Annotated in this window: 19 protein-coding genes and 3 tRNA genes; 11 read left to right on the plus strand and 11 right to left on the minus strand. The window is 70.5% G+C overall.

The genetic code is table 11. The annotated features are described in order from the left end of the window. Positions 1–94 precede the first annotated feature (94 nt). Positions 95–170, minus strand: a tRNA-Glu gene (locus tag KME79_RS43240). 18 nt (positions 171–188) lie between these two features. Next, positions 189–264, minus strand: a tRNA-Glu gene (locus tag KME79_RS43245). A 226-nt stretch (positions 265–490) separates the two neighbouring features. Here KME79_RS43245 and KME79_RS43250 point away from each other — a divergent pair. Continuing rightward, positions 491–862, plus strand: a complete 372-nt coding sequence (locus KME79_RS43250) for a hypothetical protein (protein ID WP_219552320.1) — start codon at positions 491–493, stop codon at positions 860–862. Here KME79_RS43250 and KME79_RS43255 read toward each other — a convergent pair. Then, positions 838–909 (minus strand) — tRNA-Gln (locus KME79_RS43255). The two genes, KME79_RS43250 and KME79_RS43255, sit on opposite strands and share 25 nt — an antisense overlap. Positions 910–1,052: 143 nt before the next feature. Between KME79_RS43255 and KME79_RS43260 the strand changes: the two genes are divergently transcribed. Then, positions 1,053–3,020, plus strand: a complete 1,968-nt coding sequence (locus KME79_RS43260) for a M3 family metallopeptidase (protein ID WP_219552322.1) — start codon at positions 1,053–1,055, stop codon at positions 3,018–3,020. A gap of 4 nt (positions 3,021–3,024) precedes the next feature. On the opposite strand, the gene KME79_RS43265 is transcribed toward KME79_RS43260, so the two are convergent. Together KME79_RS43265 and KME79_RS43270 are read right to left on the minus strand one after the other, a co-directional pair. Continuing rightward, on the minus strand, positions 3,025–3,840 hold the full coding sequence (locus KME79_RS43265; RefSeq protein ID WP_219552324.1) for an NAD(P)H-binding protein: 816 nt from the start codon (positions 3,838–3,840) through the stop codon (positions 3,025–3,027). A 59-nt stretch (positions 3,841–3,899) separates the two neighbouring features. Beyond that, entirely contained in the window at positions 3,900–5,531 is a 1,632-nt protein-coding gene (locus KME79_RS43270; protein ID WP_308249266.1) for a heparinase II/III domain-containing protein, read from the minus strand. Between the two features lie 129 nt (positions 5,532–5,660). Between KME79_RS43270 and KME79_RS43275 the strand changes: the two genes are divergently transcribed. Then, the gene (locus KME79_RS43275) at positions 5,661–6,260 is read left to right on the plus strand and encodes an HD domain-containing protein (RefSeq protein ID WP_148029498.1); all 600 of its coding nucleotides are present in this window, start codon (positions 5,661–5,663) and stop codon (positions 6,258–6,260) included. Between the two features lie 10 nt (positions 6,261–6,270). Here the strand turns inward: KME79_RS43275 and KME79_RS43280 are convergent, their stop codons facing one another. Further along, the gene (locus KME79_RS43280; protein WP_219552328.1) at positions 6,271–6,633 is read right to left on the minus strand and encodes an antibiotic biosynthesis monooxygenase family protein; all 363 of its coding nucleotides are present in this window, start codon (positions 6,631–6,633) and stop codon (positions 6,271–6,273) included. 124 nt (positions 6,634–6,757) lie between these two features. Here KME79_RS43280 and KME79_RS43285 point away from each other — a divergent pair, with 124 nt between their 5' ends. Continuing rightward, entirely contained in the window at positions 6,758–7,534 is a 777-nt protein-coding gene (locus tag KME79_RS43285; protein WP_219552330.1) for a fumarylacetoacetate hydrolase family protein, read from the plus strand. Further along, positions 7,527–8,900 carry a glutamate--tRNA ligase gene (gene gltX, locus KME79_RS43290; RefSeq protein WP_219552331.1) on the plus strand — a complete coding sequence of 458 codons (1,374 nt, stop codon included), beginning with the start codon at positions 7,527–7,529 and terminating at the stop codon, positions 8,898–8,900. The genes KME79_RS43285 and gltX overlap by 8 nt, the downstream gene beginning before the upstream one ends. A 92-nt stretch (positions 8,901–8,992) precedes the next feature. Here the strand turns inward: gltX and cimA are convergent, their stop codons facing one another. Next, positions 8,993–10,567: a citramalate synthase gene (gene cimA / locus KME79_RS43295; RefSeq protein WP_219552333.1), complete on the minus strand. Its 1,575-nt coding sequence runs from the start codon at positions 10,565–10,567 to the stop codon at positions 8,993–8,995. Positions 10,568–10,759: 192 nt separating this feature from the next. Then, entirely contained in the window at positions 10,760–11,407 is a 648-nt protein-coding gene (locus KME79_RS43300; RefSeq protein ID WP_148029493.1) for a DsbA family protein, read from the minus strand. Between the two features lie 90 nt (positions 11,408–11,497). On the opposite strand from KME79_RS43300, the gene KME79_RS43305 reads away from it, so the two are divergent. From KME79_RS43305 to KME79_RS43320, 4 genes are all read left to right on the plus strand, one after another. Further along, complete coding sequence (locus KME79_RS43305; RefSeq protein WP_219552335.1) at positions 11,498–12,154, plus strand: O-methyltransferase; 657 nt, start codon at positions 11,498–11,500, stop codon at positions 12,152–12,154. An 83-nt stretch (positions 12,155–12,237) separates the two neighbouring features. After that, positions 12,238–12,588 carry a YciI family protein gene (locus tag KME79_RS43310; RefSeq protein WP_148029491.1) on the plus strand — a complete coding sequence of 117 codons (351 nt, stop codon included), beginning with the start codon at positions 12,238–12,240 and terminating at the stop codon, positions 12,586–12,588. Positions 12,589–12,593: 5 nt separating this feature from the next. Then, positions 12,594–13,832 (plus strand): RNA polymerase sigma factor, encoded by a 1,239-nt coding sequence (locus KME79_RS43315; protein ID WP_219552337.1) that lies wholly within the window; start codon positions 12,594–12,596, stop codon positions 13,830–13,832. A gap of 87 nt (positions 13,833–13,919) precedes the next feature. Continuing rightward, the gene (locus KME79_RS43320) at positions 13,920–14,465 is read left to right on the plus strand and encodes a Uma2 family endonuclease (protein WP_219552339.1); all 546 of its coding nucleotides are present in this window, start codon (positions 13,920–13,922) and stop codon (positions 14,463–14,465) included. Between the two features lie 3 nt (positions 14,466–14,468). On the opposite strand, the gene KME79_RS43325 is transcribed toward KME79_RS43320, so the two are convergent. After that, positions 14,469–15,647 carry a DUF418 domain-containing protein gene (locus tag KME79_RS43325; protein ID WP_219552341.1) on the minus strand — a complete coding sequence of 393 codons (1,179 nt, stop codon included), beginning with the start codon at positions 15,645–15,647 and terminating at the stop codon, positions 14,469–14,471. Positions 15,648–15,729: 82 nt separating this feature from the next. On the opposite strand from KME79_RS43325, the gene KME79_RS43330 reads away from it, so the two are divergent. Then, positions 15,730–16,353 carry a TetR/AcrR family transcriptional regulator gene (locus KME79_RS43330; RefSeq protein WP_219552343.1) on the plus strand — a complete coding sequence of 208 codons (624 nt, stop codon included), beginning with the start codon at positions 15,730–15,732 and terminating at the stop codon, positions 16,351–16,353. A gap of 13 nt (positions 16,354–16,366) precedes the next feature. Here the strand turns inward: KME79_RS43330 and KME79_RS43335 are convergent, their stop codons facing one another. Beyond that, entirely contained in the window at positions 16,367–17,464 is a 1,098-nt protein-coding gene (locus KME79_RS43335; protein ID WP_148029486.1) for a branched-chain amino acid aminotransferase, read from the minus strand. 175 nt (positions 17,465–17,639) lie between these two features. Beyond that, the gene (locus KME79_RS43340) at positions 17,640–18,686 is read right to left on the minus strand and encodes a 3-isopropylmalate dehydrogenase (protein ID WP_148029485.1); all 1,047 of its coding nucleotides are present in this window, start codon (positions 18,684–18,686) and stop codon (positions 17,640–17,642) included. A gap of 107 nt (positions 18,687–18,793) precedes the next feature. Between KME79_RS43340 and KME79_RS43345 the strand changes: the two genes are divergently transcribed. Then, positions 18,794–19,609, plus strand: coding sequence for a class I SAM-dependent methyltransferase (locus KME79_RS43345; RefSeq protein WP_219552345.1), 816 nt, complete (start codon positions 18,794–18,796; stop codon positions 19,607–19,609). Positions 19,610–19,994: the final 385 nt, after the last annotated feature.

Below are 19,994 nucleotides of genomic sequence, written 5' to 3' on the forward strand. Positions count from 1 at the left end.
GCCGCCTGCCCAAGCAACAGGGCAGGCGGCGTTTTCTGGCATATGCCCCGAAATGCGAAAAGACCCGGTCGGCAGACCGGGTCTTCATGAAAGGTGGTAGTCCCGACCGGATTCGAACCGGCGCTACCGCCTTGAGAGGGCGGCGTCCTGGGCCACTAGACGACGGGACCTTCGTGAGCTTGCGACAGTGGTAGTCCCGACCGGATTCGAACCGGCGCTACCGCCTTGAGAGGGCGGCGTCCTGGGCCACTAGACGACGGGACCCTGTCCGCAAGCGGTGTGCCGGGGACCTCCCCGGCAACGGACGTAACTCTACCGCACCCCGAGGAGCACTCCAAACCACTATGAGGCCAGCAGATCGGGCCTGTGGTGGCGCACCCACTCCCCCATCCGCCCGTTCTCCCAGGCCGGGTCCAGTGGCCAGCACGACTCCCAGGGGGATGCCGAGCCACTGCAGGCCGGTGTCCGGGTCGACCGGCACCCGGGCCAGATGGGCGCGCATCCAGCCGGGGACGCGCAGCGGCACCTCGCGCTCGCCCCAGCCGACCAGGCCGACGCTCCGCATGGCCCCGGCGCGCACCTGGACGACGGTGCCGCGGACCATGCGGCGGTATCTGGACACCAGCACGCCGGTGAGCGCGGCGGTGGCGATGATCCCGATGAGCAGGCCCAGGGGCCCGTCGCCGGTGAGGATGCCGCCCAGAGCGGTGGTGACGGGGAGGAACAGCAGGAGCGGGAGCACGAAGGGTGCGACGAAGGCGCCGAAAGCCCGGTGCCGGATCCGAAACTCTTCCATAAAACAAGAAAACGGATGCCTTATCAGACATCCGTCACGTGCTGGGGTACCAGGACTCGAACCTAGACTAACTGAACCAGAATCAGTCGTGCTGCCAATTACACCATACCCCACCGCTCACGAGCTCCTTCGGAGCGCGCTCGGCGATGTCCGAAAGAATAGCCCAGCCGAGGGGGTAAGGCCAAAACGAATCCGCCACTCCCTTGGAGGCGTGCCAAGCTGAGGGGGACGAACCCCACGTGGAGGAGCCCCAGAGTTGGCCGAGAACCCGTTCTTCGCCCCGAGCAGCCTGCCCTACCGGCTGCCGCCCTTCGACGAGATCCGCGAGGAGCACTACCTGCCCGCGTTCGAGCGGGGGATGGCCGAGCACCTGGCCGAGGTGGAGGCGATCGCCGGCAGCGACGAGCCGCCCACGTTCGACAACACGATCGCCGCGCTGGAGCGCTCCGGCCGGATCCTCGACCGCACGGCCACGGTGTTCTTCAGCGTGGCCGCGTCCAACACCTCCGACACCCTCATGGAGATCGAGAAGCGCGTCTCCCCCGAGCTGACCCGCCACAGTGACGCGATCCGGCTCAACCGGGCGCTGTGGGCCCGCATCAAGCGGGTGACGACGGACGACCCCGAGCAGGCGTGGCTGCTGGAGAAGTACCGCGAGGACTTCATCAGGGCAGGCGCCGACCTGACCGAGCCCGAGCAGGAGCGGCTGCGCGGGCTCAACGAGGAGCTGTCCAGGCTGTCGACCGAGTTCTCGCAGAACCTGCTGAAGGCGTCGACCGAGTCGGCGCTGGTGGTCGACGACGCCGCGGAGCTCGACGGGCTGGACGAGGCCGCGATCAGGTCGCTGGAGAAGGACGGCCGCTACGTGCTGCCGCTGCTCAACATCACCAACCAGCCCGCCCTGGCCCAGCTCACCGACCGCGGCGTGCGCAGGAGGCTGTTCGAGCTGAGCGTCGGCCGCGCGCCGGTCAACTTCGGGCTCGCCGTCCGGATGGCCACCCTGCGCGCCGAGCGCGCCGCGCTGCTCGGCTTCCCCGACCACGCCTCGTACGTGGTCGCCGACCAGACGGCCAAGACCGTGGCGGCGGTCGAGGAGATGCTGGGCCAGCTCGTCGGGCCGGCAGTGCGCAACGCCAAGGCGGAGGCCGAGGCGCTGGCCGGGCAGGCCGGGTTCCCGATCGAGCCGTGGGACTGGTCCTACTACGCGGAGAAGGTGCGGCGGGCCCGCTACGACTTCGACGCCGACGCCATGCGCCCCTACTTCGAGCTGGGCCGGGTCTTCCGCGACGGGGTGTTCGAGGCGGCGACGCGGCTCTACGGGGTGACCTTCACCGAGCGGCCCGACCTGTCGGGCTACCACGAGGACGTGCGGGTCTTCGAGGTGTTCGACGAGGACGGCTCCGCCCTCGGCCTGTTCCTGCTCGACCCGTACGCCAGGCCGGGCAAGCGCGGCGGGGCGTGGATGAACAACCTGGTCGACCAGTCGTTCCTGTTCGGGGAGAAGCCGGTGGTGATGAACAACCTCAACATCACCAAGCCGGCCGAGGGGCCGACGCTGCTGTCGTACGACGAGGTGAACACGGCCTTCCACGAGTTCGGGCACGCGCTGCACGGGCTGTTCAGCGCGGTGCGGTTCCCCCGGGTGTCCGGCACGAGCGTGCCGCGCGACTTCGTGGAGTATCCGTCGCAGGTCAACGAGATGTGGGTGACCTGGCCGGAGATCCTGGCCAGCTACGCCCGCCACCACGAGACCGGCGAGCCGATGCCGGCCGAGCTGGTGGAGAAGCTGAAGGCGGCGGAGAGGTTCAACCAGGGCTTCAGGACGGTCGAGTATCTCGCGGCCACGCTGCTCGACTGGGCCTGGCACAGGCTGGCGCCGGGCCAGGAGGTCCCCGACGCCGAGGCGTTCGAGCAGGCGGCGCTGGAGGCCGCCGGGATCGCCTTCCCGCCCGTCCCGCCGCGCTACCGGACCAGCTACTTCATGCACATCTTCTCGGGCGGCTACAGCGCCGGCTACTACTCCTACATCTGGAGCGAGGTGCTGGACGCCGAGAGCGTGGAGTGGTTCAAGGAGAACGGCGGGCTCAAGCGGGCGAACGGCGACCACTTCCGGCGGGAGCTGCTGTCGCGGGGCGGCAGCGTCGACCCGCTGGCGTCCTTCCGCGCCTTCCGCGGCCGCGAGCCGGGCATCGGCCCGCTGCTGGAGCGGCGCGGCCTGGTCTAGGGCCTCACAGGAACGCCTCGGCGTGCTCGGCCGCCCACTGCGCGAACGTGCGCGGCGGGCGGCCGGTGACCGCCTGGACGGTGTCGGTGACCTGGTAGACGCCGTCGGGCACGTCGAACGCCTCGACCTGAAAGGCGATCAGCTCCTCCGGCACGCCCCGCGCCCGGTAGCGTTCGCGCATCTCCGCCACGCCGAGCTCCACGTACGCGATCTCGCGTCCGATGGCCTCGCCCAGGATGCGCACCTTGGCGGGCATGTCCAGCAACTCCGGCCCGGTGAGCCCGTAGGAGTGGCCGGCGTGCCCGTCGCCGGTGAGCACGGTCGCGATCACCGCGCCGATGTCGGCCTCGTGGACCATCGCCGTCTTCGTGGCCCCGAACGGCTCCTCGACCACGCCTGCCGTCCGCACCGAATCGGCCCAGGCCATGGCGTTGACCATGAACTCGGTCGGCTGCACGTACGTCCAGTCGAGGTCGCTGCCGGTCACCGCGGCCTCCAGGGTGCCGGTGGACCAGCCGCTGAGCAGGGTGACCTTGCGCACCCCGGCCTCGCGGACCAGCTCCACGACCTCCTTGCCGTGCGGCTGCGGCGCGTAGTCCGGCCCGCCGACGTCGATGAGGTGCACGCCGGTCACCCCGCGCAGCGCGGGGACGAGCGTCTCGGGGCGCGCGAGGTCGCCGCGGACGACCTGCACGCCCGCCGGCAGGCCGGCCCCGGCGGGGTCGCGGGTGAGCGCCCGCACGGGCGCTCCCATCCTGAGCAGCTCGTCGACGACGTGGCGGCCGACGGATCCGGTGGCTCCGGTGATGAGGAAGGTCATGGGAGCGACCGTACGGATCAATGCGGAAGGTTCGGTTCCGCGATGCGCCGGCGGAGCGGTCAGAGCACCTTCGCCGGGAAGGTCACGCCGTTGACCTTGACCTTCCCGCCCGCGCACGACACCTTCGGGTCGTCCGTGCCGGGCACCACGATCGTCAGCAGTTCCTTCGCCGCGGGCGAGACCACGACGTTGGTGCGCTGCTTGGACAGGTAGGTCGGCGACATCCAGCCGAGCCTGCCGCCCCGCTCCACCTTCTGCCCGCCCACCGGCCGGCAGGAGGAGAGCTGCACCAGCGTGACCTTGAACGAGCCGTCGCCGAGCACGACCCGGCCGCCCTTGTTCGAGATCAGCTTCAGCTCGTCGTCGAACCGCCACAGGTTGCGGATCTTCTTGCCGCCGGACGCGGTGTCGTGCACCGCCATCACGTCCTCGCCGTGGCTGACGAACACGGACCGGGTGCGGGTGACGCCGTAGGCCTGGTCGGACAGCCTGAACGACTGGCGGTCCTTGCCGTAGCTGGTCTTGACGAGCTTGCTGGCGGTGCGCGGCCGGAACCGCTGGCCCACCACGGTCGGCACGTTGTGCGCCTCGGGGGAGAGCGTCCAGTAGCGGTACGAGGTCTTCTCGTAGGAGTGGAAGCCGGCGTCGACGAGCACGTCACGGCCCTGGGCGTAGTAGGTGACGCCCAGGTGGTCCTCGTGGCCGTGGTACTTCATGCCGGGGCCGTACCTGATCGAGTAGTACGCCGAGTCGCGCTTGTCCCAGTCGGTGCGGCCGTAGGCGTAACCGGCCCGGTAGGTGCGGACCTTCTCCTTCGGCGTGCCCGTCTCCATCTTGGGCTCGGTCTCGGCGCTGCCGTCGCCGATGGGCACCATGAAGCCGTTCGGCTGGGTGGAGTGGGCGATGAAGTCCTTCAGCGCCTCGGCCCGCTTGCCGATCTCGCCGGGCACCTTGCGGCCGCACGCGCGCATGTTCGTCATCGCGACCTGGAGTCGCCCGTACACGTAGACGGCGTAGCGGGGGGCCTGCTCCATCAGCGCGCCCTGGGAGTCGACGTCCAGCTTCACGGTGCCGGTCAGCCGCCTGGAGGCCAGGTCGGACCAGTCCTTGCGGTGGTAGCGGCAGCCGATGGCCATGAGCGCGATGTCCTGGTCGATGCCGTGGTTGTGGCCCTTCTTGTAGAGCCGGGGGTCGGACAGCAGCCTGGCGTGGACGGTCAGGCTCTCCTTCAGCCAGCTCTCGTTCACGTGCCTGCTCAGGCAGACGAGCGGCTGGGTGCGCAGCGAGACCGGGTGGTCGGTCCAGACGTAGGACTTGGTGCCCCGGGCGCCGTGCTTGTTGCGGGCCACCCAGTCCTTGGTGATCTCCTTGGCGCGGTCCAGGTAGCGCTTCTCGCCGGTGTTCTCGTACTCGACGACGAGGGTGCCCATCCAGCGCAGCGAGTGGTAGACGTATTCCCACGAGCGGTTCCGGTACGGGCTCGCGTTCCAGTCGATCTTCTTGCCCAGCTTGTAGGCGGGCAGGCCGACCAGGGAGATCTCACCCTGCATCACGTCCGCGGCCGTCGGCGTGCCGGGCAGCCAGTCACCCTGGCACTCGGCGGTGCGCTTGACGGGGGTGTCCGCCTGCGCCGGGCTCCCAGCAGCGCCGAGGACGAGCGTGAGAGCAAGAGGGATCGCGAGGCGGCGCACGCCGATTCCTTTCGGGCCAAAGAGGTGAGGGTGAAACATGCTGGCCGAATCCGGATAACAAGGTCAAGTCGGGTGCGCGATCGTTAGCCGCCCGATGCGCTCCCCATCCGGGTCGGCCATGCTGATCTCATGAGATATGACGACATCGTGCTTCCCGACACCCCCGTGTGCCACGCCGCCAGGGAGATCGCCGCCAAGTACCACACGCCTTCCCTGATGAACCACTCGATCAGGGCCTACCTGTTCGCCGCCGCCTACGGGCAGGCGAACGGCATCGCGTTCGACGCCGAACTCCTGTACGTGTCCGCGATGCTGCACGACATGGGCCTGACGCCGGAGTTCGACAGTCACGCGGTGCCGTTCGAGGAGGCGGGCGGCCATCTGGCCTGGGCGGTCACGGCGGGTGCCGGATGGCCCGAGGAGCGGCGGGTGCGCGCCGCCGAGGTGATCGTCCGCCACATGTGGGACGAGGTGCCGGTGGACAGCGACCCGGAGGGTCACCTGCTGGAGCTGTCGACCGGCATGGACATCTCGGGCCGGCGCACCGACGACATCCCGCCGGGCGTGCGCGAGGAGGTGCTGCGCCGCCATCCGAGGCTGGACCTGGCCCAGGAGTTCGCCGGGTGCATCGCCGAGCAGGGGCGGCGCAAGCCGTCGAGCATCGCGGGAGCCTTCCTGCGCGGCGGCGTGCTCGACCGGATCGCCGCCAACCCGCTGGACCGCCTCTGAGACGCGGGCGTCAGGACGCCGGCGCCGCGTGCTGGATCACCTCGAACGTCCACACCTGGGAACCCGACGCGGCCGGGCCCTGCCCGTGGCCGTGTCCCTGCCCGTGGCCGTGTCCCTGGCCGCCGCGCTCGGCGGCGGCCTCGGCGTGGCCGCGCTGGAAGTCCTGGCTCTCCTGCCAGCGCTGGAAGTCCTCCTCGCTGCGCCAGCGGGTGTAGACGAGGTACTGGTCGGTGCCCTCGACCGGGCGGAGCAGCTCGAACCACTCGAAGCCGTCGGCCGACTCCACCAGCCCGGCCCGGTTGGAGAAACGCTTCTCCAGCGTCTCGCGCATCTCGGCGGGGACAGTCAGCACGTTGATCTTCACCACGGACACGGGAGCTCCTCCAAGACGTTCCGGTGCTTGCCCGACAAGCAAATCACGGCGGCGGCCCGCTCGCCGGGCGGGCCCCGCCGGTTAATCGTCCGGACCCCGCCGGTGTCGGCGATAGCCTTGTCAGGTGCGTATAGCGAGGTTCTCCGCAGGCGAAGGCGTGGCGTTCGGCGTGGTCGAGGGCGGCCCCGGTGAGGAGATGGTGTCCGCCGTCGCCGGTCATCCGTTCAACCAGGTCCAGTTCACCGGCGAGCGGTTCCCCCTGTCGCAGGTGAAGCTGCTCGCCCCGATGCTGCCGAGCAAGGTCGTGGCGATCGGCCGCAACTACGCCGAGCACGCCCGCGAGATGGGCAACGAGGTGCCCGACGAGCCGCTGATCTTCATCAAGCCGTCCACCTCGGTGATCGGCCACGGCGAGTCGATCGCCTACCCGACGTCGCTGTCCCACCGCGTCGACTACGAGGGCGAGCTGGCCGTGGTGATCGGCAGGCTGTGCCGCGAGGTGCCGGTCGAGCGGGCCAAGGACGTCATCTTCGGCTACACGTGCGCCAACGACGTCACCGCCCGCGACCTGCAGAAGAAGGACGTGCAGTTCACCCGGGCCAAGGGCTTCGACACCTTCTGCCCGCTCGGGCCGTGGATCCAGACCGACCTCGACGCGTCCGACCTGGCGCTCACCACGTCGGTCAACGGCGACATCCGGCAGAGCGGCCGCACCAGCCAGCTCATCCACGACATCCCCGCGCTCGTCGCCTACGTCAGCGCCGTCATGACACTGATCCCCGGCGACGTCATCCTGACCGGCACGCCCGCGGGCGTGGGCCCGCTGGAGATAGACGACGAGGTCAGCGTCGGCATCGAAGGCATCGGCACTCTGACGAACAAGGTGGTTGCTCGTGACTGATCTACGGGTGCGCTTCGCCCCGTCCCCGACCGGCATGTTCCACGTGGGCGGCGCCCGCACGGCCCTGTACAACTGGGCGCTGGCCGAGCAGTCCGGCGGCCGGTTCGTGCTGCGCGTCGAAGACACCGACGCCTCGCGCAACCGGCCCGAGTGGACCGAGGGCATCATCTCCGCCCTCGACTGGATCGGCGTCAACGGCACCAACCCGGCGTTCGAGGGCCCCTACTTCCAGTCGGCGTTCGAGCCGCAGCACCGCGAGGCGGTGGCCAAGCTGCTGGCCGACGGCAAGGCCTACTACTGCGACTGCACCCGCGAGCGGCTCGTCGCCCGCACCGGCTCCGAGCACCGCGGCTACGACGGCCACTGCCGCGAGCGCGGGCTGACCGCGGGCGCGGTGCGCTTCCGCACCCCCGACGAGGGGGTGACCGTGGTCGCAGACCTCATCAGGGGCAACGTGGAGTTCCCCAACGAGGCGCAGGAAGACTTCGTCATCGCCCGCACCGACGGCTCGCCTCTTTACGTGCTGGCCAACGCGGTCGACGACATCACCCAGGGCATCACCCACGTGGTGCGCGGCGAGGAGCACCTCGGCAACGCCGCCAAGCAGGAGCTGCTGTGGCCGGCGCTGGGCGCCACCCCGCCGGTCTGGGCCCACCTGCCGGTGATCGTCAACGAGCAGCGCAAGAAGCTGTCCAAGCGCCGCGACAAGGTCGCGCTGGAGGACTACCGCGCCGAGGGCTACCTCGCCGAGGCCATGGTCAACTACCTCATGCTGCTCGGCTGGGGTCCGGGGGACGACCGCGAGATCATGCCGTGGTCGGAGATGGTGCCGCTGTTCCGGCTTGAGGACGTCAACTCCTCCAGCGCGTTCTTCGACGAGAAGAAGCTGCGCGCCTTCAACGGCGAGTACATCAGGGCGCTGCCGCTGGAGACGTTCGAGGAGCGCTGCCTGCCCTACCTGGAGCCGTCCTGGGACCGCGAGCTGTTCAGCAAGGTCGCCCCGCTGGCGCAGACCCGGGTCGGGGTGCTGTCGGAGATCCGGCAGAACGTCGACTTCCTGTTCCTGGAGGAGCCGGTGTTCGACCAGGCCTCCTGGGACAAGGCGATGAAGAACTCCCCCGAGGAGATCCTGAGCGGCTACCTCGACCGGCTCGACACCGTGAGCTGGGACCCGGAGTCGCTCAAGGAGGCGCTGGAGGAGGTCGGCGCCGCCAACGGCCTCAAGCTGGGCAAGGCGCAGGCCCCGGTGCGGGTGGCGGTCACCGGCCGGACGGTCGGTCTGCCGCTGTTCGAGTCGATCGAGGTGCTCGGCCGCGAGCGCGCCAAGGAGCGCGTCCGCACGGCGCTGGCGCGCCTGCGAGGCTGAGTGCCCGGGTAGCCGCCGCGCTCTGGGGCTTTCTCCTCCACGCGCAGGGTTGGAGGGGCGCCACAAGGACGCCCCTCCAACGGTTCAGGCGCTCAGCACTCGTGTCCGGCGCGGAGCAGGCCGTACGTGACCGCCTGCTCCAGCGCCTGCCAGGAGGCGTCGATGATGTTCTGGCCGACGCCGACCGTGGACCACCCGGTGGTGTCGTCGCTGGAGGTGATGAGCACGCGGGTGATGGCGCCGGTTCCGTGGGTGCCTTCGAGGATGCGCACCTTGTAGTCGACCAGCTCCACCTTGGCCAGGTCGGGGTAGAGCTTCTCCAGCGCCAGCCGGACCGCCTTGTCGAGGGCGTTGACCGGGCCGTTGCCCTCGCCGGTGGCGACGATCCGCTCGCCCTTGGCGTGCAGCTTGACCGTGGCCTCGCTGACCAGCTCGCCGCCCTTGGTGTGCTCGACGATGACGCGCCAGGACTCGACCTCGAAGTGGCGCCTGCGCTCGCCGTGGACGGTGTCGCGCAGCAGCAGCTCGAACGAGGCGTCGGCGGCCTCGAAGGTGAAGCCCTTGGACTCCAGGTCCTTGACCCGGTCGACCAGCTCCTTGGTGTTGCCGGGGGTGAGCTCGTAGCCCAGCTCGCGGCCCTTCAGCTCGACGGACGCGCGCCCCGCCATGTCGGAGACCAGCATGCGCATGTCGTTGCCGACCTCGGCGGGGTCGATGTGCTGGTAGAGGTTCGGGTCGACCTTGATGGCGCTGGCGTGCAGGCCGGCCTTGTGGGCGAACGCCGAGGCGCCGACGTACGGGGCGTGCGAGTTGGGGGTGACGTTGGTGACCTCGGTGATCGCGTGCGCGATGCGGGTCATGTCGGCCAGCGCCTGCGGCGGCACCAGCTCGAACCCGCGCTTGAGCTGCAGGTTGGCGACCACCGTGAACAGGTTGGCGTTGCCGGAGCGCTCGCCGTAGCCGTTGGCGCAGCCCTGCACGTGGGTGGCGCCGGCCTTGACCGCGGCCAGCGTGTTGGCGACCGCGCAGCCGGTGTCGTCGTGGCAGTGGATGCCGACCCTGGCGCTGGTCTGGACGGCGCCGTGGACGATCTCGGCCAGCTCGTCGGGGAGCATGCCGCCGTTGGTGTCGCACAGGGCGATCACGTCCGCCCCGGCCTCGGCGGCGGTCCTGACGACCTCCAGCGCGTAGGCTGGGTTGGACTTGTAGCCGTCGAAGAAGTGCTCGGCGTCAAGGAAGACGCGCTGACCCTCCGCACGAAGGTGAGAGACCGTGTCGCGGATCATCGCGAGGTTCTCCTGGAGAGTCGTGCGGAGGGCCAGCTCCACGTGCCGGTCGTGACTCTTGGCGACAAGGGTCACGACCGGCGCGCCGGATTCGCGCAGAGCGGCGACCAGGGGGTCGTCGGCCGCCTTCACACCTGCCCGGCGGGTCGCGCCGAACGCGGCTAGCTGCGCGTGCCTCAGGTCGAGCTCTGTTCGAGCGCGCCTGAAGAACTCGGTGTCCTTGGGGTTGGCGCCGGGCCACCCTCCTTCGATGAAGCCGACGCCCAGCCCGTCCAGGTGGCGCGCGACAGCGAGCTTGTCGGCCACCGTGAGGTTGAGGCCTTCCTGCTGTGCGCCGTCACGCAGCGTCGTGTCATAGACGTGGAACCGGTCGTCGGCCATGGATTCTCTTTCTGAGAGTGGAGGAAAACAAAAAGACCCCTCACGGACGTGAGAGGTCTGCGCGCTGGCGGTGTCCCTGCGTTAGCCAGCGCGCCTGCCGATAATGAGCAGACCGTAGAACATGGTGCTCAAGAGTCTGCCATACGAATCCAGTGCCCGGGACATCGATCTCACAGTACGGACGAGATTTGGTCAGACGGTTACCCCGTCACCGCCCGTGATGGCCTTCTCCAGCGCGGCCGGGTCGAACGCCTCGTTGCCCATCACCCGGCCGTCGAGCACCAGGGTCGGCGTGCCCTCGACGCGGATGCCTGCGGTGTCGCGCAGGTGCGCCTCCGCGTACGCCTGGGAGTTGACGCACGACTCGGCGGAGGCGGCGCCGGCCTTGCGCGCGGCGGCCACCAGCTCCTCGACGGTGAACCCGGTGGCCACGCCGTGCGGCACCGGCTGCATCGCGTACAGCTCGTCCCGGAAGGCCAGCCAGCTCGACTCGGGGACGCACCGGGCGGCCGCGGCGGCCCTGATGGAGTTCGACCGCGACGGCTCGTCCCGGAAGATCGTGACGGGATGGTAGACGACCTTGACCTTGCCCTCCCTGGCCAGGCGTTCGATCGTGTCGTCGACCCGGGAGTGCAGCTCTCTGCAGACGGGGCATTCGAAGTCCTCGTACAGGACCAGCACCGGCGCCTGCCCGCCGCGGTCGGCCAGCACCATGGACCCGTCGGCCTGCCGCATCAGCCGCACGCCGTCGGAGGACGGCCCCGACTGGACCAGCGTCACGAATCCCATCACGGCCAGCACCGCAACGGCGGCCACGATGGCCGCCACCCTCTTGTTCATCCCCGCCCGCTCTCGTCCGCCGATCGCCGCGACCCTATCGGAACTGGGAACATAGGTGTTATCCGGCCACACCAGGCCAGAATCACCCTCATGAAGGCATTTCTCCTCGACCAGGCCATGGCCCGGTACATCCTCGACCACTCCACGCCGCCCGACCCGCTGCTGGAGGAGCTGGCCGCGGAGACCGTCGCGGCCACCGGCGACCACGCGGGCATGCAGATCTCGGCCGACCAGGGCACGCTCCTGACGATGATCACCCAGCTCGTGGCGCCTGAGGTGGCCGTCGAGGTGGGCACGTTCACCGGGTACTCCTCGCTCTGCATCGCCCGCGGGCTGTCCGGCGGCACGCTGCACTGCTTCGACGTGAGCGAGGAGTGGACGGCCGTCGCCCGCCGGTACTGGGAGAAGGGCGGGGTCGCCGACCGGGTCACGCTGACGCTGGGGCCGGCGCTGGAGTCGCTGCGGGACTTCACCGAGCCGATCGACCTGGCGTTCCTGGACGCCGACAAACCGCGGTATCCCGCGTACTACGAACTGCTCGTCGGCAAGCTGCGCCCGGGCGGGCTGATCATGGTGGACAACACGCTGTGGTCGGGGCACGTGGCCGACCCCGGTAAGAATGACCCGGCTACGGTGAACATGCGCGAGTTCAACGCGCTGGTGCGCGAGGACCCCCGGGTGACCGTGGTCATCCTGCCGGTCGCGGACGGGCTGACCCTGATCCGCAAGCGGGTCACGCCGGCCTGAGGAAAAATCCTGCCGGCCTCGTGTCCATCGGGCGGGGTCCCGTTCGTCGACATGGCACAAGCACGGCAGAAGGAGCCAGAACCATGAAGTACATGCTGCTGATCAACAGCGCCGGGACCGACCAGGCGCAGGAGGGCTGTGAGGCGTCCTTCGAGGACTGGATGGCCTACGACAAGGCCGTTCAGGAGGCGGGGATCTTCGTGGCCGGCCACTCGCTGGCCGACCTGACCACCGCGACGACCGTGCGGGTCGACGCGAAGGGCGAGCGGGCCATCACCGACGGGCCGTTCGCCGAGACCCGCGAGGTCCTCGGCGGCTACTACGTGATCGACGTCCCCGACCTGGACGTGGCGCTCGACTGGGCGGCCCGCTGCCCGGGCGCCACCGGCGGCGGCTCGGTGGTGGTGCGGCCGATCGCCGACTTCGAGGGCTGACCGTCATGACCGGCCCGTACGCGGAGAACGTGGAGGCGGTCTTCCGGGAGGAGCGCGGCCGGCTGCTCGCCGCCCTGGTGCGCCGCTTCGGCGACCTGGACCTGGCCGAGGAGGTCACGTCGGACGCGATCGAGGCGGCGCTGGTGCGCTGGCCGGTCGACGGCGTGCCGCCCAAGCCGGGCGCGTGGCTGATGACCACCGCCCGGCGCCGGGCGGTCGACCGGCTGCGGCGTGACAGGACGTACGCCTCCCGGCTGGCCCTGCTGCAGGTGGAGGCCGACCGGGCGGCGCCCTCGCCCGCCGGCGCGGGCGACGAGCTGCCCGACGAGCGGCTGCAGCTGTTCTTCACCTGCGCCCACCCGGCGCTGAACGCCGACGACCGCGGGGCGCTGACGCTGCGCTGTCTCGGCGGGCTGGCCACGCCGGAGGTCGCGCGCGCCTTCCTGGTGCCGGAGGCCACGATGGCCAAGCGGATCGTACGGGCCAAGAAGAAGATCCGTGAGGCCCGCATCCCGTTCCGCGCCCCCGGCCCCGACGAGCTGCCCGCGCGGCTTCCCGGGGTGCTCCAGGTCATCTACTCGATCTTCACCGAGGGGTACGCGGCCAGCGCCGGACCCGACCTGCAACGGCTCGACCTCGCCGAGGAGGCCATCCGGCTGGCGCGGATCCTGCGCCGCCTGCTGCCCGCGGAGCGGGAGGTCGCGGGCCTGCTCGGGCTGATGCTGCTGATCCACGCCCGGCGCGACGCCCGCACCGGGCCCGGCGGCGAGCTCGTCCTGCTGGACGAGCAGGACCGGGGCCGCTGGGACCGCGCGATGATCGAGGAGGGCCTGCGGCTGGTGCCCGCCGCGCTGGCCGGCGGCCCGCCCGGCCCGTACGGGGTGCAGGCCGCGATCGCCGCGCTGCACGACGAGGCCGCGGACGTCGCGACCACCGACTGGCCGCAGATCGTCGCGCTCTACGATGTCCTGCTCGCGCTCGCGCCCTCACCGGTCGTCGAGCTGAACAGGGCCGCGGCGGTGGCGCTGCGCGACGGCCCCGAGGCCGGCCTGGCGCTGCTCGACGCGCTGGCGGGCGAGCCCCGGCTGCGCGCCTACGCGCCCTATCCGATGGCCAGAGCCGACCTGCTGCAGCGCCTCGGCCGGCTCCCCGAGGCCGCGGCCGCCTACCGTGAGGCGCTCGACCTGGCGGGCACCGAGCCCGAGCGCGCCCACCTGCGCCGCCGCCTGGCCGCCGTCACTTGACCTGCTCTTTGCCGTTTCCCGCGCCGCCGCGACCACGAGATATTACGCTCTGTCGCGCATCGATCACCGAGAGCCAGGAGCGGAGACATGATCAGGCCTGTCGAAGAGCGCTACCGCACCGTGCGGGACGTCTTCCCGGAGCTCCGCATCGAGCTGGTCAACGGCCGCATCGTGGTCAACGAGCCCGGCACCTGGCAGCACAACACCATCATCGCCCAGCTGATCGCCCAGCTCGCGCCCGTGGTCGCCGGGCGGGGCTGGGAGATCTGGCCGAACATCACCGTCCACCTCGGCGACGAGGCCGACCGGTACGTCCCCGACCTGACGATCGTCCCGCAGGAGCCGGTCATGGAGACCGACGAGGCCGTCCACGGCGCCAGCACTCTGCTCCTGGTCGACGTGGTCTCGGCCGGCAACGCCTACGACGACCACGTGATCAAGCCGATGGGCTACGCCCCGGCCGGGGTGCCGCTCTACCTGGTGGTCGACCCGTTCCAGCGCCTGCTCAAGCTCCACAGCGACCCGGCGCCGAGCGGCTACGGACGCGAGACGGTGGAGCCGGCCGGCGCTCCCCTGACGCTGCCCCACCCGTGGGACTGCGCGATCGACACGACCTGCCTGCTCAACCTCTGACCCTCAGCCCGCGCGGCGGTAGGTCAGGCGGCGCAGCAACGTCTCGGCCGGTCCGCGCCGGCCCGTACGGGACATCGACGCCGCCAGCACCACGGTGGCCAGCCAGGTGAGCACGGCCACGGCGGAGGCGGCCGCGTCGCCGACGCGGGTGCCGAGCCCGCCCAGGTACGGCACGAAGACCACGGTGAAGACCACGGACTGGAGCAGGTAGCACGTCAGCGACCACTGACCGCACGCGGCCAGCGCCCTGGCCACCGGTCCCGGCGCGGCGCGGCGGGCTCCACCGGCCACGGCGAGTCCTATCAGCGCGGCGTACGCGAGACCGCCGGCGATGCCGCTGACGCTGTGCAGGGCGTACGCGGACACGCCGATCGCGTCCGAGGGCGCCCAGAGCCGGGTGTCGACGAGCATGAGCGGCACGCCACCGGCGACCGCGATCGCGGTGCCCACGACGCCGGTCCGGAGGAGCAGCGTCCGGTGCGCCCACGGCTCCTCCAGCACGCGGCGGCGGGCCGCCCAGATGCCGAGCAGGAAAGCGGGCACGACGCTCGCGGCGAAGTACGTGGGCGTCATCCCGGACCAGCCGACGACCCGCATCATGAGGGCCTCCGCCGGGTCGCCCATGCCGGCGATCGAGTCGCCCTTGTCGGCGCTCACGGTGAGCAGCCCGAACAGGGCGAGGACCGCGACGTGCAGGACGGTCGTGAGGCCGGCGGCCCACAGCAGGGCGCGGTCGCCGCGCCGGATGAAGCCCACGAGCACCAGGCCGACCAGGCCGTACGCGCCCAGGATGTCGCCGAAGAACAGCAGGAGGGCGTGGCAGAACCCGAACGCCAGGAGCCACAGGCTGCGGGCGCGCAGCACCCGCCGCACGTCCGGCCATGCGCGACCGGCGGCGAGCTGCCGGCTCGCGAGCTGCACCAGGCCGTAGCCGAAGAGGGCGGCGAACATCGGCAGCGCCCGCCCGTCCACGAGGAGGATCTGGATCCCGGCCACCAGCCGGTCGAGGGCGCTTCCGTCCAGCGTGTAGCCGCGGAACCCGACCGGGTGACCGGACAGGTACATGTGTGCGTGCGCCACCGCGATGAGCAGGAGCATGAGACCTCGGGCGAGGTCGGGGGCCAGGGACCGGCGGGCGAGCGGCACGGCCCTCCGGTCGGCGGACATGACGGTGGTGGACATGGCTATCCCCTGGAATTAGATACACGAGTGTAGCTTAGGATAAAGGTAAGATACACCGCTGTAGCCAACCAAGGGAACAGCCGTGAACAACAGCCGAACGCGGCGGCGGGGCGAGGAGCTGATCGCGGCCATCCACGCCGCGGTGATCGAAGAGGTGATGGAGGTCGGCGTCGGACGGCTGACCATGGACGGCATCGGCAAACGGGCGGCGACCGCCCGCACGACCCTCTACCGTCGCTGGTCAGATCCGATCGAGGTGCTGCTGGACGCGCTCTACCACGCGCATCCGGTCGAGGAGCCGAGCCCGGGGGCGGACGACCTGCGCGGTGACCTCATCAGGGCGCTCCGGCTCATGCGCGACTGGATGCTCAGCCCCGCGGGCCACGCCGTCGCCTCGATCCTGACCGACCCGGTGAGCGCGTCCAAGATCTCCGAAGAGCTCGTCGACCGGGTCTTCGCCGTACGGGGCGGCACGTTCACCAACACCGTGCTGCGCCACTACGCCGAGCGCGGCCACTTCCCCGCCGAGCTCCTCACCCCGGTCGTGGCCGACATCGGGGAGGCGCTCGTCACCAAGCGGCTGATCGACACCAGGACGCCGCCCAGCGACGCCGACCTGGCCGACATGGTGGACCAGGCGATACTGCCGGCGATCGGGCTGGGCCCGGACGTGCGGGGAAGGCGCCGTCCGGACCCTGAGGCGTGATGCCGGCGGGCGGCTAGGCGATCTTGTGGATCCAGTCGCGGGTGTCGGGGCGCGAACCGTACTGGATGCCGATGAGCTCCTCGCGGATGCGCATCGTCACCGCGCCGGCGTTCCCGTCGCCGACGGTCCAGGCGCGGTCGGCGCCCTTGACCGAGCCGACGGGGGTGACGACCGCGGCGGTGCCGCAGGCGAACACCTCCGTCAGCTCGCCGGACTCGCACCCGGCCTGCCACTCCTCGACGGTGATGAGCCGCTCCTCCGTCTCAAGACCGAGGTCGGCGGCGAGGGCGAGGATGGAGTCGCGGGTGATGCCGGGCAGCAGGGTGCCGGTCAGCGACGGGGTGACGAGCTTGCCGCCGATGACGAAGAACAGGTTCATCCCGCCCATCTCCTCGACGTAGCGGTGCTCGGCGGCGTCCAGCCAGACCACCTGGTCGCAGCCGTTCTCGACGGCCTGCCGCTGGGCGACGAACGCGGCCGCGTAGTTGCCGCCGCACTTGGCGAAGCCGGTGCCGCCGGGGGCGGCGCGGGTGTACTCGGTGGACAGCCAGACGGAGACGGGCTTGACGCCGCCGGAGAAGTAGGACGCCGCGGGCGAGGCGATGGCGAGGTAGCGGTACGTCTTGGAGGGCCAGTTCACGCCCAGCCCGACCTGGGTGGCGATCATGAAGGGCCGCAGGTAGAGGCTGTGGCCCTCGGTGGTGGGCACCCAGTCCCTGTCGGTCTGGACGAGGAGTTCGAGGGACTCGACGAAGGCGTCCTCGGGGAGCTCGGGCATGGCCATGCGGGTGGCCGAGCGGTTGAACCGGGCGGCGTTGGCGTACGGGCGGAACATCACCACCGAGCCGTTGACCTGCCGGTAGGCCTTGAGCCCTTCGAAGAGCTCCTGCGCGTAGTGGAAGACGGAGGTGGCGGGGTCGAGGGTGAGCGGCGCGTACGGCTCCAGGCGGGCGTCGTGCCAGCCCTGGCCCTCGGTGTAGTCGACGGAGACCATGTGGTCGGTGAAGACCTGCCCGAATCCGGGGTTCGCCAGTACCTGCTCGCGCTCGGCCGCGGTGCGAGCGTGGCCGGAGAGCTGCACGTCGAAGCTGAGCTTCTGAGCGATGGTCATGACGCTGGGTCCTTCTCTCTGCGATTTCGGGCGGCACTGCCACAAACAGGGGCAGTCCGTACTTCCTATTGTCTCGCCATTTGGAATGGCAAGGGGAGGGCGGGGTGGACACGAAAAAGCGCCCGGCGGGTCCTGGGGGAACCGCCGGGCGCTGCTCGTCGAGCTGGGGGCGGCCCTAGCTCGATACTCGCTCGGTGATGTCGTCGCCGATCTCGCGGGTGGTGCGGCTGCTCCACCCGGTCAGGCGCTCGACGATGTCGTCGGCGACGGCCTGCTCGACCTTGGCGGCCTCGGCGGACAGGCCGAGGTGGTCGAGCATCATGGCGACGGACAGGATGGTGGCGGTCGGGTCGGCCTTGCCCTGCCCGGCGATGTCGGGGGCGCTGCCGTGGACCGGCTCGAACATGCTCGGCGCGGTGCCCTCGGGGTTGATGTTGCCGCTGGCGGCCAGGCCGATGCCGCCCGCGATGGCGGCGCCGAGGTCGGTGATGATGTCGCCGAAGAGGTTGTCGGTGACCACGACGTCGAACCGCTCGGGCTGGCTGACGAAGAACATCGAGGCCGCGTCGATGTGGCTGTAGTCGGTCGTGACGTCGGAGTATTCCTCCGCGACGCGGTCGACGGTGCGCTGCCAGAGGTCGCCGGCGTAGGTGAGCACGTTGGTCTTGTGGACCAGCGTGAGCTTCTTGCGCGGGCGGGAGCGGGCCTTCTCGAACGCGTAGCGCACGACCCGCTCGACGCCGTGGGCGGTGTTGAGCGACTCCTGGGTGGCGATCTCGTACGGGGTGCCGCGGCGCATGACGCCACCGGTGCCGGCGTAGAGGCCTTCGGTGCCCTCACGGACGACGATCATGTCGATGTTCTCGACGGGGGTGTCGGCCAGCGGCGTCTCGACGCCCGGGAAGAGCTTGACCGGGCGCAGGTTGACGTAGTGGTCGAAGGCGAACCGGATCTTGAGCAGCAGGTCGCGCTCCAGCACGCCGGGCGGGACGCTGGGGTCGCCGACGGCGCCGAGCAGGATGGCGTCGTAGCCGCGCAGCTCCTCGAGCACGGCATCGGGCAGCGTTTCGCCGGTGCGGTGGTAGCGGGCGGCGCCCAGGTCGTAATGGGTGGCATCGATCTTGGTGCCGACGGCCTCCAGGACCTTCAGACCTTCGGCCACCACCTCGGTGCCGATGCCGTCTCCAGGGATGACGGCCAGGCGGATGTTGCGCGACTCCATGGGCGTACCTTACCGGCTCGTCTCGGCTGACGAACACTTGATCTCATTGTGTGGACAGGTGGTGCTGCTGACCCAAATCTTTCACACCGCGGGCGTACCGTGGCGTCATGGCTGCCGAGAAGGTGTGTCTCGACGGCGAGAAGGCCACGCTCCTCGCCACCCTGTACGGCCGGGCGCTGGACGCCCGCTCCCCGGAGCCGATCCTGAACGACACGATGGCCGCGCGGGCGGTCGAGCGGATCGACCACGACTTCACCAAGATAGGCATGAGCCCCCGCAACGCCGGAGCGGTGGCGTTCCGGGCCAGGTTCCTGGACCGGTGGGCGGCCGAGTTCCTCGCCGCCCATCCCGGCGCCACCGTGCTGCACCTCGGGTGCGGCCTCGACACCCGGGTCCACCGGATGGACCCGCCGCCGGAGGTCGCCTGGTTCGACGTCGACTTCCCGGAGGTCGTCGAGCTGCGCGACAGGCTGTTCCCTGGGCGTCCCGGATACACGACGATCGGCTCGTCGGTCACCGAGACCGGCTGGCTGGAGCGCGTCCCCGCCGGCAGGCCGGTGCTCGTGCTCGCCGAGGGGCTGGTCTACTACCTCGACGAGACGGGCGGCCGGGAGCTCTTCCGGCGGATCGTGGACCGCTTCCCGCACGGCGAGTTCGTCTTCGACGCCCTGAGCCCGTTCGGGCTGCGGCTCCAGGTGCTCAACAGCCCGGTGCGCAAGGCCGGGGCGCGGATGCACTGGGCCGTCGGAGGCCCGGGGGACCTCGAGTCGATCCACCCGCGCCTGCGCTGCCGCGACGCGATCAGCGCGCTCGACCTGCCGGGCTACGACCGGCCGGCCAGAGGACTGCGCCTGGCCACCCGGCTGATGAGAGCGGTGCCCGCGATGCGGCGGGCGGCCGTCTTCTACCGGCTGGAGTTCTGAGGCGCGCCGCCGTTGTCGCGGCGGTCCAGGGCGGTCTGCAGGGCCTCGGCGGCCTCGTCACGGTGCTCGTCGGCGGCGTACTCGCGCATGGTGATCATCTCGTTTCGCGGGGTGTGTGCTTGCAGTGAGTCGGAACCCCGGTCGCGGACCCGACCGGGCCTGATCTCGCCAGTCCGGGTCACGGACCGGGCGATGGGGCTTACCGGCCGACGCGACGCCGCTCACCGCGGCGGGTCGTCGACCTGCCCTAACAGGCCCCGCCGCGGCAGGCAATGAGTACGAGCACCTGACGCATCACCAGCCAGGTTACCCGAGCATCTCGTTGGATGTCCTAGCATCTCGCATCGTGAGACAACGAAACGGCCGCCGCCGGAAGCCCGGCGGC

Source organism: Nonomuraea harbinensis, assembly GCF_019396385.1.
GTDB lineage: Bacteria > Actinomycetota > Actinomycetes > Streptosporangiales > Streptosporangiaceae > Nonomuraea > Nonomuraea ferruginea.